The following is a 15403-nucleotide window of genomic DNA, read 5'->3' as shown; positions in this document are numbered from 1 at the left end:
CGGAAGGCTACTCGATTCCGTTCCAACGCGACGCCTGCCGCCGGAAGGCCGAAGAACTGAACCTCACCGTCGTCGCCGAGTATGCCGAACTCGGTCGGTCCGCGACGACCGTCAACCGACCCGAATTTCAACGAATGTTCGCCGAACTCAACGATCTCGGTGTCACACACGTCATCGTCCACAAGCTCGACAGGCTCAGCCGAAGCCCGAAAGCCGACTACTACGTCGATTCCGGCCTGGAGGCGACCAGGGCGGCGCTGGTATCGGTCAGCGAGTACATCGATGACACCCCGCAAGGAAAACTGAATCTGCAGATTCAGCGCGGCATGGCGAACTACTACTCGAACAACCTCGCGACGGAAGTGATCAAGGGACTGAAGTCGAAGCTCGCAGCCGGAGGCACTCCCGGCCGCGCGCCGATCGGGTACCTCAACAAGCGTCGCCTCGAAGGCAGCGCCGATATTCGGTGGGTTGAACTCGACCCTGAACGTGCCAATCATGTGAGCTGGGCATTCACCGAATATGCGAAAGGCGAATACAGTCTCGCCAATCTCGCCGATGCCCTCGAAGACCGAGGACTCCGTACCCGCGCGACACCGAAAGTACCGAGCCGTCCGGTGTCGATCAGCTCGCTTGATCGACTCTTGATTAACCCGTATTACGTCGGCATCGTGGCCTACAAGGGCGTCTATCACCAGGGCACTCACGAAGCGCTCGTCGATATGGGTACCGGCTACAAGTCCAGGACGTCATGCATGCCCACAACACCGCTGGTGAAAAGGACAGGACACGTAATTCGTACCTTCGCGGGAAAATTTGGTGCAGCCACTGCGGGACGCGAATGGTCTACTCGAAGAATCGCGGCAAGAGCGGAAACCTGTACGGGCACTTCTTCTGCATGGGACCAGAGGACAAAAAGAATCGATGCCCGCGCGGATTCGTCAAACTGCCTGCAAGATTCGCGATTGTCCTCGACACGGCCACGCGCGAGGCTGCCGACGCCGTTGCCGCAGCGACCAGAAACAAAGCCCAGCTCGAACGTGAGCGCGCCAAACTACTCGAAGCGCACTGCGCCGGGGCAGTACCACTCGACATGCTCAAGAGTGAGATGGATCGGCTCACGCGAGCCCTGAACGTCGCCGAACGAGACCTAGCCGAGGGCACCGAGTCACGAGCCGAGGTGAAGATCCTGCTCGACCGAGCGGTCGAGGCGATCAAGACCTGCCACCGGGTGTACGCCGAGATGAAGCCTCCCATCCGCCGGATGATCAACCAGGGGTTCTTCGGCAAGCTCTACATCAACGACGATGGCAGCGTCAGCGACGGAGAGATCCAGGAGCCGTTCGCGCATCTCGTCGCGCACCTGTCCACCGTCTTCTTCGACCAGAGGAAGAGCCGAGTGCCACGCGTCATCCAGAACCAAGTGCTCGAACTCGAACGGACAGGAACAGACGGATTGTCGAACCGAGCAGGCCTGGCACTCGTGAAAGAGGTTGAAGCAAGCGAACTTGCGACGCTGCTGACCTTCGACCGGGGGGAACAAACCCTGCCCACCCTTGCGGGTGGACCGGGTTCAACAACGAACATCTGGCGGAAGCGGAGGGATTTGAACCCCCGGACGCTTTTACACGTCTCTCGCTTTCAAGGCGAGTGCATTGGGCCGCTCTGCCACGCTTCCGTGTGCGATCTTAAACGGCTGGGCGGCCCGAGTCCCAATCGCCCCTCATCGTCGCGGTGCCGCCGCCGAGGTGTCCATCGCTGCGTCGACCTTCTCGAAGATGTCGCCGAGCACTTCGAGTTCCTCCGGAGAAAGCAGATCGACGAGATGTCGGCGCACACTGCGCACATGAGTCGGTGCCGCCTCCGCCAACCGTCGACGGCCTTCCTCGGTGATCACCGCGAGTACACCTCTGCCGTCGTCGACGCAGGTACTGCGAGTGACCATGTCCTGAACTTCCATTCGCCTGATCTGATGCGTCAGGCGACTTCTCGAAGACAGGACACCGTCGGCCAGCTCGCTCATTCGAACCGAGCCGTCGACCGATTCGGACAACATCACCAGGATGCGGTATTCCGCCATCGACAGATCGTGGCCATCCTGCAGATCCTTGTTCAGTACCCCCATCAATCGTTGCCCGCCGTCCATGTAGGCGCGCCATGCTTTCATTTCCGCAGTGTCGAGCCACTGCGGGTCCCCCCCGGAACCAATGGCTAGTTCGGCCGTCACCCGTGACATCTTAGGCAAGAAATCTACCGACGAGTAGCTTGCACTGGTTGAATGTTCGATTCGAGTCCGAGACCTATGGTCGAGTTATGACAGATCCCAACATCGAACCGTCGTACGTTGCCGCAGCCGACAGATACGAGTCCATGCACTTCCGGCAAGTGGGATCACGCGGACCGAAGCTCCCGGCGATCTCGTTGGGACTGTGGCACAACTTCGGCGACGACGTTCCAGTGATGAACCAGCGCGCGATCCTGCGTCGCGCCTTCGATCTGGGGATCACGCACTTCGATCTGGCCAACAACTATGGCCCGCCCTACGGCAGTGCGGAGAAGAATTTCGGCCGGATCTTCTCGGAGGACTTCGCCGGCTATCGCGACGAGCTGATCATTTCGAGCAAAGCCGGCTGGGACATGTGGCCAGGCCCGTACGGGTTCGGTGGTTCTTGGAAATATTTGCTCTCTTCGCTGGACCAATCGTTGACGCGCATGCGCCTGGACCACGTCGACATCTTCTACAGCCACCGTCCCGACCACGACACCCCGATCGAGGAAACCGCAGGCGCGCTGATCAGCGCGGTTCAGCAGGGCAAAGCTCTGTACGCGGGCATCAGCTCCTACAAGCCCGAGGGGACGCAGAAGATGGCGGACCTGCTCGCCGACGCGGGTGTTCCACTGCTGATTCACCAGCCCAGCTATTCGATGGTCAATCGCTGGATCGAGCCCGAACTACTCGGCACTCTCGACGCGATCGGCGCAGGCGTCATCGCGTTCTCTCCCTTGGCGCAGGGCATGCTCACCGACAGGTACCTCGACGGTATTCCTGCGGATTCGCGAGCAGCGCAGGGCAAGTCGTTGAACCCGGATTGGCTCACCGACGACCACATCGGACACCTTCGGGCTTTGAACGACATCGCCGCCGCCCGCGGTCAATCCCTCGCACAGCTCGCGCTGAGCTGGGCCCTGCGCGACCCGCGGGTGACGTCCGTCCTGATCGGCGCATCGAGCGTCGAACAGCTGGAGAACAACGTGGCTGCTCTGGACAACCTCGACTTCACCGACGACGAGCTGGCCCAGATCGACCAGCACGCCGAGGACTTCGGAATCAACCTCTGGGACCTGTAGGAGTGCCTGCGGCAGTGGTGGCGCACTATGGAGACATGCGTGCCATCACACTCAAAGAATTCGGCGACCCCGACGTCATGGAATGGACCGAGGTTCCCGACCCACGTCCGAGCCGCGGGCAGGTGATCGTCGACGTCTCGGCCACTGCCATCAACCGTGCCGATCTGATGCAGCGTCAAGGCAACTATCCGCCGCCCCCTGGTGCCAGCGACATTCTCGGCCTCGAATGCTCGGGCATCATCTCCGAACTCGGCGAAGGGGTCAGCGGGTGGAACGTGGGCGACAGAGTCTGCGCACTGTTGGCCGGGGGTGGCTATGCAGAGCAGGTCGCGGTGCCCGCCACTCAGCTGTTTCCGATTCCGCAAGGGCTCGATCTGCATGTGGCGGCGGCACTTCCGGAGGTCGCATCCACAGTGTGGTCCAACCTGGTGATGGATGGACACATGCGCTCGGGCCAGGTATTGCTCATCCACGGTGGTGGTAGCGGAATCGGTACGCACGCAATCCAAGTGGCCAAGCAGATGGGCGTCACCGTCGCGGTCACCGCCGGCTCGAAGTACAAGCTGGACATGTGTGCCGATCTCGGTGCGGACATCCTCATCGACTACAAGAACCAGGACTTCGTCACCGAGATTCGTTCACAGACAAAGGATCACGGAGCCGACCTGATCCTGGACAACATGGGCGCGAAGTACCTCGATCGAAATCTCGACGCCCTGGCCATGGACGGCACCGTCGTCACCATCGGCATGCAGGGCGGCGTGAAGGGCGAGCTGAACTTCGGAAAACTCCTCGCCAAGCGCGGCTCGGTGCACGCAGCCGGGTTGCGTGGCCGCCCCGAAACCGGGCCCTCGAGCAAGGCGAACATCGTCGCAGACATGACCGCGCACCTGTGGCCGATGATCTCCGAGGGCCGCGTCACAGCCGTCGTACACGCCGAAATTCCGATAACCGAAGCAGCGCAAGGACATCGAATGCTCGACGAGGCCGAGACCATCGGGAAAGTGATCCTGCGAGTTCGGTAGCGCGCAGGTCAGCGGTCGTGAGCGGAACTTCGTGGTGGGCTACGAGGGCGGAGTGGAGCCTGCGGAACGACCCGGAGGCACCTCGTGCACGTGCGGCGGAGCCGCTCCCGCTAGAGCGCGAGAGCGGACAACGCAGCCTGGAGCTGATCGATCTCGTAGCGGGTGGTGTACGGAGCCAGACCGATGGTGACGGCACCACCCTCGTCGTTGACGCCCAATGCGTCGAGCAACCGACTGCCACCGTGGACTCCGCTGACACTGCCGATTCTGGCCTGCGCGAGTTGCTCGGACACCTTCACCGCGGGAACACCATCGACGGTGAAGCTCAACGTAGGAATACGCGTCGGCGCATTGCCGAGCACCATGACGTGGTCCAGGGATTCGAGCGCCTTCATCAGGTAATCGAACAGGCCGTCGTGGTAATGCTGCAGGGATCCGATCGACAGCTCGAGGCGCTCGCGACGCGTCCCGGTCGCTGCGTCGTCGAGATTGGCCAGATAGTCGATGGACGAGACCACCCCCGCCAACAACGCGTACTGATGCGCGCTGACCTCGAGCCGCTGAGGCCCCTTCGCCGACGGGTTCAGCGACATCGAGGGCAACTGTTCCAGGAGCGTCGGATCGCGGAAGATCAGCGCACCGACCGACGGCCCGCCCCATGCGGCGGTGTCGATCGCGACGACGTCGGCTCCGAGTTCCTTGATGTCGACGTGTGCATAGGGGGCCGCTCCGGCCGCGTCGACCACGATCAGCCCACCGACCTCGTGCACCAGATCCGCTGCGACCCGAACATCGGGTGCACTGCCGACGATCGGCGATGCCGCAGTAACCGCGACGAGCCGAGTGGTCGAGGTGATGAGGTCATCGAACTGCCACGTGGGCAACTCGCACGTATCGATTTCGACCTCGGCCCATCGCACGTGCGCGCCGGATCTGCTGGCGACCCGCAGCCACGGCGCGACGTTCGCTTCCTCGTCCAGTCGCGAGAGCACCAAGCCGGTTCCGAGCCCCAGCCGCGAGCTCATCGAATCCGCGAGCCAGGACAGCAGCGTCGCGCGGTCGGGACCGATGACCACACCGGACGGATAGGCACCGACGAGATCGGCGATGGCGACGCGAGCGGATTCCAGTAGAGCTGCGCTGCGCTTGGCCGCGGTGTTGCCGGCCGAATGATTGGAGGCACTGTGCCGGAAAGCGGTGGACACGGCGGTCGACACGCGGTCCGGGATCAGCATGCCCAGCTGAGGGTCGAGATGAATCCACCCGTCACCGAGCGAGGGGATGGACCCTCTCACTCGCGCGACGTCGTAACCCATGCCGGACACTCTAAGCGCCGACCGGTGCAGCATGTGTTCCACGTCCTGTTTCGCCAGGGAACGGTTGCCCACCTCGCACGCTCGATCCTCCCGGCCTCCACTTGTTCCCGACGACCGAACCAGGATAATCGCCCCAGACGATCGCGCAACGGCGAGCGAGGCGTAAAGATGGATATATGACTCAATCCGAGCCGAACAGTGCGCCCGACGACCACGTTGTTGTGATCGGCCCCAACGGAGAACCGCTCGCCCTGAGCCGCGAGGAAGCGACGGCCGCTGCGGCCCGCGCCGCCGGCTCCTCCACGAACGATGGATCGGACGATGGATCCGGCCTGTCGGAGATGGTGGAGCAGCCGGCGAAGGTGATGCGTATCGGCACGATGATCAAGCAGCTTCTCGAGGAAGTGCGCGCCGCACCGCTCGACGACGCGAGCCGGACGCGGCTGAAGGAAATCCACAAGTCCTCCATCCACGAACTCGAACAGGGCCTGGCACCGGAGCTCCGCGACGAGCTCGAGCGCCTGGTACTGCCCTTCGGCGACGACGTTGTCCCCACCGACGCGGAACTGCGCATCGCGCAGGCTCAACTCGTCGGCTGGCTCGAAGGCCTGTTCCACGGCATCCAGACGGCCCTGTTCGCTCAGCAGATGGCCGCGCGAGCTCAACTCGAACAGATGCGGCAGGGCGCGTTGCCTCCCGGCGTGATGGGCGCTCCTGGTGGCGCAGGTCACGGTGGTAGTGGCACCGGCCAGTACTTGTAAAGAGTCGACACCTGTGAAGAGGTAGTGTCGACCGTCGTGTCGGCACCAGCGAAGGATCCCGAGAGCGAGGCAGGAGAACAGATGCCTGCTCCGGTTTCGGACTCACAGACTTATCGGCGCGCGTTCGGCGACCTCAGAACCGGTTTCGCTCAGCGCGAGCTGTGGCTGCATCTCGGCTGGCAGGACATCAAGCAGCGGTATCGCCGATCGGTGATCGGTCCGTTCTGGATCACCATCGCCACCGGTGTGCAGGCGATCGCCATGGGCCTTCTGTATTCGGTACTCCTGGACATCGACCTGCGGTCGTTCCTGCCGCACGTCACCGTCGGTCTGATCATCTGGAACCTCATCAGTGCCGCGATCCTCGAAGGCGGAGACGTCTTCGTCGCCAACGAGGGTCTCATCAAACAGCTGCCCAGCGCGCTGAGTGTGCACGTCTATCGCCTGGTGTGGCGTCAGCTGCTGCTGCTCGGCCACAACATGCTGATCTACGTGATCATCATCGCGATCTTCTGGCCCGAGGGCGGTCTGCACTGGACCGTGGTCTTCGCGATCCCGGCGCTGGTGCTGATTCTGCTGAACGCGATATGGGTGTCGATCCTGTTCGGCATCGTCGCCACCCGCTACCGCGACATCGCCCCGATCCTCGGCAGCTTCGTCACGCTGATGTTCTTCATGACACCGATCGTCTGGACCACCTCGGGACTCGAGTCGATGGGCGGTGAGGCTGCGAATCGCGCCAAGCTCGTCGAGATCAACCCGCTCTTCCACTACCTCGACATCATCCGGGCCCCCCTGATCGGCGAGGATCAGCAGGCGTACCACTGGTACATCGTGCTCGGCTTCACCGTCGTCGGATGGGCGCTGGCCATCGTCGCACTCAAGAAGTACCGGGCCCGCGTGCCCTACTGGGTTTAGGGGTATTCGAGTTGTCCATCAGCATCAGCACCCATGACGCGTGCGTCGACTTCCCCATCTTCGACGCCAAGACGCGGTCTCTGAAGAAGGCGTTCCTCGGCAAGGCCGGTGGCGCGATCGACCGCAACTCCTCCGACGTCGTCGTCGTGGAAGCACTCAAGAACATCACGATGAACCTGAAGGACGGCGATCGCGTCGGACTGGTCGGTCACAACGGTGCGGGCAAGTCGACGCTGCTGCGTCTGCTCTCGGGCATCTACGAGCCGACGCGGGGCAGCGCCACCATCCGCGGCCGCGTCGCGCCGGTGTTCGATCTGGGCGTCGGTATGGACCCGGAGATCTCCGGCTACGAGAACATCATCATCCGCGGCCTGTTCCTGGGTCAGACCCGCAAGCAGATGCTCGCGAAGATGGACGAGATCGCCGACTTCACCGAACTCGGTGACTATCTCGACATGCCGCTACGCACGTATTCGACGGGCATGCGCGTGCGCGTCGCGATGGGCGTGGTCACCAGCATCGACCCGGAGATCCTGCTGCTCGACGAGGGCATCGGAGCCGTCGACGCCGAGTTCATGAAGAAGGCGCGTCATCGGCTGCAGGAGTTGGTGAAGCGCTCGGGAATCCTGGTGTTCGCCAGCCACTCCAACGAATTCCTGGCTCAGCTGTGCGACACCGCGATGTGGATCGATCACGGCCAGATTCGCCAACAGGGCGGGATCGAGGACGTGGTGCGGGCGTACGACGGTGATGACGCGGGAGACCACGTCGCCCAGATCTTGAAAGAGATCGAGCGGGAGGACGCAGGAGTGAAGCCTGCGGAACGACCAGAGGATACGGCCGGTGGCTGACAAGATCGTCGGCGTCATCGTCACGCACAAGCGGCGTGAGTTGCTGGCACTGTCGCTGGACGTGATCGGCGCGCAGACGCGTCCGCTCGACCATCTGGTCGTCGTCGACAATGCCGATGAGCCCGCTGTACGCGAACTGGTGGAGTCGATCGACCTGCCGACGACGTATCTCGGCTCGCAGCACAATCTCGGCGGTGCAGGCGGGTTCGCGCTCGGGATTCTGTATGCGCTCTCCCTCGGTGCCGATTGGGTGTTTCTCGCCGACGACGACGGCCGCCCCGAGGGCCCGCAGGTACTCGAGACTCTCTACGACTGCGCTCTGACCCACGGACTCGACGAGGTCTCCCCGGTCGTCTGCGACATCGACGATCCGGACCGATTGGCCTTCCCGTTGCGCCGCGGCGTCGAATGGCGTCGGCTGCGGTCCGAATTGATCGACCCGGCGAACCCGGACGACGATCTTCTCGAAGGCATCGCGTCGCTGTTCAACGGCGCTCTGTTCAAGGCGTCGACGATCGATGCGGTGGGCGTGCCGGATCTGCGCCTGTTCGTCCGCGGCGACGAGGTGGAGGTGCACCGTCGGTTGCAGCGCTCGGGCCTGAAGTTCGGTACCTGCCTCACCGCCGCCTACGTCCACCCGAACGGGGCCGAGGAGTTCAAGCCGATCCTCGGCGGCCGGATGCACACGCAGTACCCGGAGGACGCGACCAAGCGCTACTTCACGTACCGCAACCGCGGCTACCTGATGTCGCAGCCAGGTATGCGAAAGCTGCTGCCGCAGGAGTGGATTCGCTTCACCTGGTTCTTCCTGATCACCACCCGCAACCCGAAGGGTCTGGCCGAGTGGTTCCGGCTGCGCGGGCTGGGGCGTCGGGAACACTTTCGTCGACCGTAGAGCCGTCCACCATGGGGTGCGCGCACCCGCGTGATACCGCTACCGTGTGCCCATGACGGAACCTCGGAAGCTCGCTGATCGCATCAAGTCGTCGGCACGGGAGAAGCTTCAACGAGCGATCGGCGAGGTTCTGGCTCAGCAGACCGCCCAGCTGGCCGAGCAGACCAGCGATCAGCAGGCGAAACTGCTCGACGTCCTCGAACGTCAACGACGCGAGATCGACGATCTGCACGCGTTCATCCGCGGTCTCGAGATGCGGATGCGTCGGGACATCCCGTACGCCTCCGACGTCGAAGCCGCCGCCCAGAGCGCAGAATTCGCCGAAGAGATGATGCCGCAGGCCCCGACGTTCCTACGGCCGCACGCGACGCTGCGCTTCGCCCTCGGTGAGGTCTCCATTCGCGGTATGGCGCTCGAGTTCGGCGTCGCCAGCGGGACGACGCTCGAGATCATCGCCGAGGAATTGAGCTCGCGGAAGGACATCACCGTCGTCGCCGGATTCGACGTCTTCTCCGGCCTACCCGAGACGTGGCGCACGGGTTTTCCGAAGGGCCTGTTCGAGCAGGACACCATCCCCGAAGTGCCGGGCGCGCAGATCGTCCCCGGCCTGTTCGAGGACTCGCTGCCGGGCTTTCTGAAGGGTCACCACGAGAAGTTGGCGTTCCTGCACCTCGACGCGGACCTGTACTCGTCGACGGTCACCGTGCTGGATCTGGTGGCCGATCGACTGGCCGTCGGCACCGTCATCGTGTTCGACGAATACTTCAACTTCCCCGGCTGGCGCAACCACGAATACCGGGCGTGGACGGAATTCGTCGCACGCACCGGCACCGAGTTCGACTACCTGGGCTACACCGCCGACAACGAACAGGTCGTCGTACGGATTCGCACGGCCCCGAAGGTCCGCGCGAACTAGCTACTGCCCGTACAGGCGAGCCCAGTTCTCTCGGCTAGTCAGCTGCGGGACGGCGGCGCGGTAGGACGCGGCGACCGTCGGCGTCTCGGTGCGCAGACGCTTGAGTGCGGTGACGCCGCGCTTGAGCAGTTCGGTCGCATGCGCCTTGTTGCGCTTGCGAACTCGGACGCCCTCCTGTGAGCGATCGGTGACGATGGCGTGGGAGAACAGCGACACGTGCCACCAGTGGGCATCGTCGGCCGAGATGGCAACCGGGCCCGGATTCACGGTGCCACGCCACTGATTGAGCACGCGCTTGGCCAGGACCGCGAACTCCATGCTCTTCTTCGGATGCGGACCGGCGGGAGTGATGAACATGTCCGCCGGACGCACACCCGGAACGTCGTTGGCGTTGTGCCGCTTGGTTTCTCCGTAGGCAGCCCGCTCGCGCCGGATGGAACCGGCAGCGTCCATTCCGCCGTCGAGCAGATAATCCGGACCGGCCAGGAAGTCCTCGACGGCCTTGATCAGCGTGTACGCCATGCCGTACTGCATCGACACCAGGTAACGCAGCAGATCGGTGAACAGTTGCTTGGCGAGCGCCTTACCGTCGAGTTCGATGTGCAGGGCGGCGGTGATCATGCCGTTGCGCAGGTTGAAGTAGCGGTGCCACTCGTCCCAGTCCTTCCACGCGAAGTCGGCATGCCACACAGCTGCGCCCGGGAGCGTCACGGTGGCGAATCCGTTTGCACGCGAGCGGTATCCGTACTCGATGTCGTCCCACTGGAAGAACAGCGGCAGCGGGTAGCCGACCTGCCCGACGATCTCGGACGGGATGAGGCACGACCACCAACCGTTGTAGCCTGCGTCGACCCGGACGTCCTGCTGACGCTTGCGCTTGAACGCACTCTTGTCCGAGATCGCGTTCTTGACGTGCACTCCGGCTTCGAGCTTCTGCAGGTTCGCCACCTCGGCACCGACGTGCACGCGATCGGGGTGCAACAGGTACAGCATCTGGGCGCCGATGATCGCCGGCTCGACGGTCATGTTGGCGAACGAGTTCATGCGCACGATCGCCTCGGGTTCGCACAGCACGTCGTCGTCCATGAAGATCACATTGGCCGGGTCGCCGCCCTTACCCTGCACCTCGTAGAGCCCGCGGGTGAATCCACCTGCGCCGCCGAGGTTGGGCTGAGTGATGTAGACGAGCTTGCTGCCGAGCTCCGCCGCGACGCGCTGGAACTTCTCGCGCGTCTGCACCTGATCGGTGCCCTGATCGACGACGTAGACGTTGTCGACCCCGAGCAGGGCGATGGGATCGTCGGCCATGGCAGCGACGGTGTTGGCGCAGTCGTCGGCGCGGTTGAACGTGCAGATCACCACCGAGGTGGGACGCAGCTTCTCCGGCGCGGCGACGGTCCATTCCGCGTCCTGCACCGACAACTCGGTCGAGGTCGTGGTGAAGCGGACGTACAACGCACCGCCGTCGAGGAACTGCGTGGTGGCGACGGGAACGGCCAATTGGGTCGACGCGTTCGCGGAATCGACCGTTGTACTGGCCATCGTGCGCTCGTGGCCCTTGTAATCGGTGGCCACCAGATCGATCCGACCGGCACCGGCGACGCTCGCCCGGAACACCACCTCGGTGACGGTGGTCCACCGCTGCCAGTAGCTGGCCGGGAACCGTCCGAAGTAGCTGTTGGTGTGCACCACGCTGCGCTTGGCGATCCGAACGCCCGTACGGGTGCGCTCGGCGTTGCCCTTGCCGACCGAGCTGTACATATCGGCACTGACCAGGGGCGACGGACCGTCGAACAGCAGTCTCTGGACTGTCAGTTCGGGCTCACCGTCAGCGCCGGCAACAGCCGACGAATTCGACGCGGAGCCGAGACGATCGAGAGCAGTGCCGTCCATACCGAGAAGTACCCCATCCAGTTCGAGTAGTGGCTCTGTGCGGCCGTGGAGAGAAGAAGACCACTGACCATGGTTGCACAGCCCCCGACCGATCCGTCCGACGCTCGCCGTCTACTCCGCTTCCCGCACCCTCGCCATCAGCACGCGAGCGGCGTCGACCGGGTGCGTGTACGGCCACCAGTGGCCCGCCTCGACCTGGTCGACGCGCAGGTCGGGGATCCATCGATCCAGACCGTCGGTGAGATTGGGCGAGAGCATGCGGTCGTCAGTCGGGACGACCACGGTGGTCGGGACGGCGCAGCGCGGGACGGGTCCGCCGAGCAGACGCCTGAGCACGTTGGCGCGGTACAGGGCGATGCCGCGCTGCTGGTCGGCCGCCGTCGGGGTCGGCTCACTCTGGGCGTTCAGGCGCGCCAACAGTCCCGGAACCCGCCTGCCCAGCACGGGCACGTGGAACCCGAAGACGTACCAGGACCGCGCCAACTGCTCGACCAGTGACGGCCAGCAACGGGGTCGCACCAGCCGCGCCCGCGCCACCTGCCGCAGGTGATCCAGGCTCGGGCCCGATACCGACGTGTACGACGCGAAAGCGGTGGATGCGCGAGGCGAAGCCATCGCCTCCCACATCTGGACCGACCCCCAGTCGTGGGCGAAGACGTGGACCTTCCCGGTGAGCCCCGGTATCGACTCGACCACCGCGAAGGCGTCGCGCGCCAGTTGCTCGATGGACACGTCCGCTGCGGGCTCAAGCGCGGACGCTCCGCTGCCTCGCGTGTCGTAGGCGATCACCCGGACCCGGTCGCCGAGCTCGGCGATCAGCGGATCGAACACATGGCGGTTGTCGGGATAGCCGTGCACCAGCAGCACCGTCGAGCGCGCCTCCGGGTTCCCGTGCTCGACGACGGGAAGTTCTGCGCCGGGCGTGCGCACCGTCCAGTGGGTCATCCCGCGTCGCTCAGGGCATGCAGAGTGCCACCGCGCAACAGGTGCGCAATCATCCTCAGCCGCATGGCCTCCTGTTCGGGCTGCGGGTGCACCACGGCGGCCAACGCCTCGCCGTCTAGCAGATGCACCACGCTGAAGATCACCGTCTCGAGATGCCGTGGGTCGAGCACGCCTGCGACCGGTAGTGTGCGAGCGAGTTCGGCGATCTGTTCGTGATAGCGAACGGTGAAGGGCTGCAGCCTCTCTCGCAGCTCTTCGTCAGTGCGGGCTGCGGTCAGGAGCTCGTACCAGGCGCCGCTGATCGGGGCTCGGCACGCAGCCCTGAGCAGTTCGAGGCAGTGTTCGATCGACGCGCTACCGAAACCGGACAGGCCATGACGGAACTCGACGAACTGGCGTCTGCGAACCTCGTCGGCCGCAGCGACGATCAGGTCGAGCCTGGTGTCGAAATGCCGGAACATGGCACCGGAGGACACCCCGGCGCGGCCGACGATCTCACTGACACTGGTTGCGGCATAGCCCTTCTCGCACAACGACGCGATCGTCGCGTCGAGCAACTTTCCGATCGTCTCGGTCCGGCGCTGCTGTTGACTCGGGCTCACACACGCTCCCGGCGACGAGGAGCCGTCGGGGTACCCGCCCGCAGGAAACTGCCGGCCCGCTCCGACACACCGAACCACGGAGCGAACGTGCCGCCGGAGAACACCACTCGGCCCGCGACCAGAGTGGCGGCGACAGCGCGGTCGTTACGGTTGACCATGCGGCTCAGACCCCCGAACTCCGGCATGGTCTCCTCCCGATAGGCCAGGACCTCCTCGTCCAGCCCATTCGGATCGATCACCACGATGTCGGCTCGATCACCCACCCGCACGTGTCCGGCGTCGACACCGTAGAAGTCGGCCAATTCGCCGCTGAGCTTGTGCACGGCCTTCTCCACGGTCATGAACGGCCTGCGATCGCCCTGCGCATCGTGCACGCGGTGCAGCAACCGGATACCGAAGTTGTAGAACGCCATGTTGCGCAGATGAGCGCCTGCGTCGGAGAACCCCACGGTCACCCCGGGCTGGTTGATCAGCTTGTCCATCTGACGCTTGCGATGATTCGCCACCGTGGTGTGCCAACGCAGTTTTCGTCCGTGTTCGACCACCAGATCGAGGAACGCGTCCACCACGTGCACACCGCGCTCGGCCGCGACCTCGGCGACGTTCTTGCCGACGACCGACGCGTCGGGACACTCGGTGATCTCGGCGTCGGCGAAGTCTCGATGCCAGACGCGTGAGCTGAACTTCTTCTCGAAGTCGGCGCGGAACCAGCGGCGGTACGCCTCGTCCGAGAGCAACTCGTTGCGTCCCAACTCTTCTCGTAGATGCAGAGCTGCTCGGCCCGATCCGAACTCCTCGAACACCACCAGGTCGATGCCGTCGGAGTACACGTCGAACGTGGTGGGCAGATGCTGCCAGCGGAACTGGCCCTTGCCCGGTCCGTTGACCATGCGCGCGAGCGGGCCGAAGACGCGATGAATCCACGGCGACGCCTTGGCATCGGCCGCCGCCAGCAGCGAGATCTTGAGTGGAGTGCGGCCGATCCCGGTGGCCGAGGCGAGGAAGAACAGCATGTCGTACTTGGTGTTCAGGTTCGGAATGCTCTGCAACAACCGGCCGCGTCGACGCAGGATCTTGTGCAGCGCACGGAACTCGCTCCACCGCGCGTACGAGGACGGCAACGACCGAGACCGGTACCGATCGCCGTCCAACTTGTCCCACGGGTTCGTCATCGTCGACATCCCGAGCAGTCCGGCATCGAGTGCCTGCTCGAGCGCGTCCGACATGGCGCGCCACTCCTCGCGGGTGGGCCGCTGACTGCGATCGGTCGAGCGATCCAAGCCCATCACGTGCGCCCGCAGATCCGAATGTCCCACCAGAGCAGCGATATTGGGACCGAGAGGCAGTCGTTCGAGCGCTGCGATGTACTCGTCGGGGCTGGTCCACGTCTTGTGCGTATCGACGGCTTTGAGCACATGATCTCGCGGCAGCGCCTCGACCCGACTGAACAGATCCGCGATGTCGACCGGAGTGGAATAGAGCGTCGACAACGAACAGTTCCCCAGCAGAACCGTCGTGACCCCGTGCCGGACGGACTCTTCGAGACCCGGGCCGACGAGCACCTCCGCGTCGTAGTGGGTGTGCACGTCCACGAAGCCCGGGGTGACCCACTTGCCGGTGGCGTCGACCACCTCGGTCGCCGGACCCACCTCGAGCGGCGTGGCCGACACGGCCCGCACGACACCGTCGACGATGCCCACATCGGCTCGCACTCCGGGACCGCCGGACCCGTCGTAGACGGTGCCGCCGGTGATGACGACGTCGAAAGCAGTGTTCGAGTTCATTGTGACCTCCGTCATAGTGTCACGTCAATCTAACTTAGAGAGTGATCGCTCGCAATAGTCGGTTGTCCGCCAACACCTGCGGGTCACACGCGTCGACGTTTCGGTTCCCGGACACCTCGGGAGCTACAGTCGGGTGTCTTTGCCCGCAC

The 15403-nt window shown here is 64.2% G+C and carries 14 protein-coding genes, 1 tRNA gene and 2 pseudogenes; 9 read left to right on the top strand and 8 right to left on the bottom strand.

Going from position 1 to position 15403, the window contains the following annotated elements; all coding sequences use genetic code 11:
• Positions 1-14: 14 nt before the first annotated feature.
• Together CH249_RS28700 and CH249_RS28695 are read left to right on the top strand one after the other, a co-directional pair.
• Positions 15-710, top strand: a pseudogene (locus CH249_RS28700) (recombinase family protein); the annotation flags it as partial.
• A gap of 41 nt (positions 711-751) precedes the next feature.
• A pseudogene (locus CH249_RS28695) lies at positions 752-883 on the top strand (hypothetical protein); the annotation flags it as partial.
• A gap of 285 nt (positions 884-1168) precedes the next feature.
• On the opposite strand, the gene CH249_RS06965 reads toward CH249_RS28695, so the two are convergent.
• The 3 genes from CH249_RS06965 to CH249_RS06955 all read right to left on the bottom strand — a co-directional run bounded on the left by CH249_RS06965 (position 1169) and on the right by CH249_RS06955 (position 2167).
• Positions 1169-1543 (bottom strand): hypothetical protein, encoded by a 375-nt coding sequence (locus CH249_RS06965; RefSeq protein ID WP_094681614.1) that lies wholly within the window; start codon positions 1541-1543, stop codon positions 1169-1171.
• Positions 1544-1588: 45 nt separating this feature from the next.
• Positions 1589-1678: transfer RNA gene (locus CH249_RS06960), tRNA-Ser, on the bottom strand.
• Positions 1679-1723: 45 nt separating this feature from the next.
• Positions 1724-2167, bottom strand: coding sequence for a MarR family winged helix-turn-helix transcriptional regulator (locus tag CH249_RS06955; protein ID WP_179273159.1), 444 nt, complete (start codon positions 2165-2167; stop codon positions 1724-1726).
• 146 nt (positions 2168-2313) lie between these two features.
• On the opposite strand from CH249_RS06955, the gene mgrA reads away from it, so the two are divergent.
• Positions 2314-3348 (top strand): L-glyceraldehyde 3-phosphate reductase, encoded by a 1035-nt coding sequence (mgrA, locus tag CH249_RS06950; protein ID WP_094681613.1) that lies wholly within the window; start codon positions 2314-2316, stop codon positions 3346-3348.
• Between the two features lie 35 nt (positions 3349-3383).
• Positions 3384-4373, top strand: coding sequence for an NAD(P)H-quinone oxidoreductase (locus CH249_RS06945; RefSeq protein ID WP_094681703.1), 990 nt, complete (start codon positions 3384-3386; stop codon positions 4371-4373).
• Positions 4374-4483: 110 nt separating this feature from the next.
• On the opposite strand, the gene CH249_RS06940 is transcribed toward CH249_RS06945, so the two are convergent.
• Entirely contained in the window at positions 4484-5689 is a 1206-nt protein-coding gene (locus CH249_RS06940) for a cysteine desulfurase-like protein (RefSeq protein ID WP_032395644.1), read from the bottom strand.
• A gap of 176 nt (positions 5690-5865) precedes the next feature.
• On the opposite strand from CH249_RS06940, the gene CH249_RS06935 reads away from it, so the two are divergent.
• The 5 genes from CH249_RS06935 (at position 5866) to CH249_RS06915 (ending at position 10030) form a co-directional block, all read left to right on the top strand.
• Complete coding sequence (locus tag CH249_RS06935; protein WP_032395518.1) at positions 5866-6450, top strand: bacterial proteasome activator family protein; 585 nt, start codon at positions 5866-5868, stop codon at positions 6448-6450.
• Between the two features lie 81 nt (positions 6451-6531).
• Entirely contained in the window at positions 6532-7368 is an 837-nt protein-coding gene (locus CH249_RS06930; RefSeq protein ID WP_179273032.1) for an ABC transporter permease, read from the top strand.
• Positions 7369-7379: 11 nt separating this feature from the next.
• Positions 7380-8219: an ABC transporter ATP-binding protein gene (locus CH249_RS06925; protein ID WP_045198036.1), complete on the top strand. Its 840-nt coding sequence runs from the start codon at positions 7380-7382 to the stop codon at positions 8217-8219.
• On the top strand, positions 8212-9114 hold the full coding sequence (locus CH249_RS06920) for a glycosyltransferase (protein WP_032395519.1): 903 nt from the start codon (positions 8212-8214) through the stop codon (positions 9112-9114). The genes CH249_RS06925 and CH249_RS06920 overlap by 8 nt, the downstream gene beginning before the upstream one ends.
• 52 nt (positions 9115-9166) lie before the next feature.
• Positions 9167-10030: a TylF/MycF/NovP-related O-methyltransferase gene (locus CH249_RS06915; protein ID WP_032395520.1), complete on the top strand. Its 864-nt coding sequence runs from the start codon at positions 9167-9169 to the stop codon at positions 10028-10030.
• Here the strand turns inward: CH249_RS06915 and CH249_RS06910 are convergent, their stop codons facing one another.
• The 4 genes from CH249_RS06910 to CH249_RS06895 all read right to left on the bottom strand — a co-directional run bounded on the left by CH249_RS06910 (position 10031) and on the right by CH249_RS06895 (position 15254).
• Positions 10031-11923, bottom strand: coding sequence for a glycosyltransferase (locus tag CH249_RS06910; RefSeq protein WP_094681612.1), 1893 nt, complete (start codon positions 11921-11923; stop codon positions 10031-10033).
• A 111-nt stretch (positions 11924-12034) separates the two neighbouring features.
• Positions 12035-12868: an alpha/beta fold hydrolase gene (locus CH249_RS06905; RefSeq protein WP_094681611.1), complete on the bottom strand. Its 834-nt coding sequence runs from the start codon at positions 12866-12868 to the stop codon at positions 12035-12037.
• Positions 12865-13470, bottom strand: a complete 606-nt coding sequence (locus tag CH249_RS06900) for a TetR/AcrR family transcriptional regulator (RefSeq protein WP_094681610.1) — start codon at positions 13468-13470, stop codon at positions 12865-12867. Before CH249_RS06900 ends, CH249_RS06905 begins: the two co-directional genes overlap by 4 nt.
• A complete protein-coding gene (locus CH249_RS06895) occupies positions 13467-15254 on the bottom strand; it encodes an amidohydrolase family protein (RefSeq protein ID WP_094681609.1) in 1788 nt (595 codons plus the stop codon). The genes CH249_RS06900 and CH249_RS06895 overlap by 4 nt, the downstream gene beginning before the upstream one ends.
• Positions 15255-15403 lie beyond the last annotated feature (149 nt).

This window comes from Rhodococcus sp. 05-2255-3B1 (assembly GCF_002258545.1).
Lineage (GTDB): Bacteria > Actinomycetota > Actinomycetes > Mycobacteriales > Mycobacteriaceae > Rhodococcoides.
This window is presented reverse-complemented; position numbering and strand designations above follow the sequence as displayed.

What these genes read in the sequence shown, in the direction of transcription:
- mgrA (WP_094681613.1), top strand. Translation starts at nt 2,314, where the DNA reads ATGACAGATCCCAACATCGAACCGTCGTACGTTGCCGCAGCCGACAGA.
- CH249_RS06910 (WP_094681612.1), bottom strand. Translation starts at nt 11,923, where the DNA reads ATGGACGGCACTGCTCTCGATCGTCTCGGCTCCGCGTCGAATTCGTCG.
- CH249_RS06930 (WP_179273032.1), top strand. Translation starts at nt 6,532, where the DNA reads ATGCCTGCTCCGGTTTCGGACTCACAGACTTATCGGCGCGCGTTCGGC.
- CH249_RS06945 (WP_094681703.1), top strand. Translation starts at nt 3,384, where the DNA reads ATGCGTGCCATCACACTCAAAGAATTCGGCGACCCCGACGTCATGGAA.
- CH249_RS06935 (WP_032395518.1), top strand. Translation starts at nt 5,866, where the DNA reads ATGACTCAATCCGAGCCGAACAGTGCGCCCGACGACCACGTTGTTGTG.
- CH249_RS06895 (WP_094681609.1), bottom strand. Translation starts at nt 15,254, where the DNA reads ATGAACTCGAACACTGCTTTCGACGTCGTCATCACCGGCGGCACCGTC.
- CH249_RS06955 (WP_179273159.1), bottom strand. Translation starts at nt 2,167, where the DNA reads ATGAAAGCATGGCGCGCCTACATGGACGGCGGGCAACGATTGATGGGG.
- CH249_RS06940 (WP_032395644.1), bottom strand. Translation starts at nt 5,689, where the DNA reads ATGGGTTACGACGTCGCGCGAGTGAGAGGGTCCATCCCCTCGCTCGGT.
- CH249_RS06905 (WP_094681611.1), bottom strand. Translation starts at nt 12,868, where the DNA reads ATGACCCACTGGACGGTGCGCACGCCCGGCGCAGAACTTCCCGTCGTC.
- CH249_RS06915 (WP_032395520.1), top strand. Translation starts at nt 9,167, where the DNA reads ATGACGGAACCTCGGAAGCTCGCTGATCGCATCAAGTCGTCGGCACGG.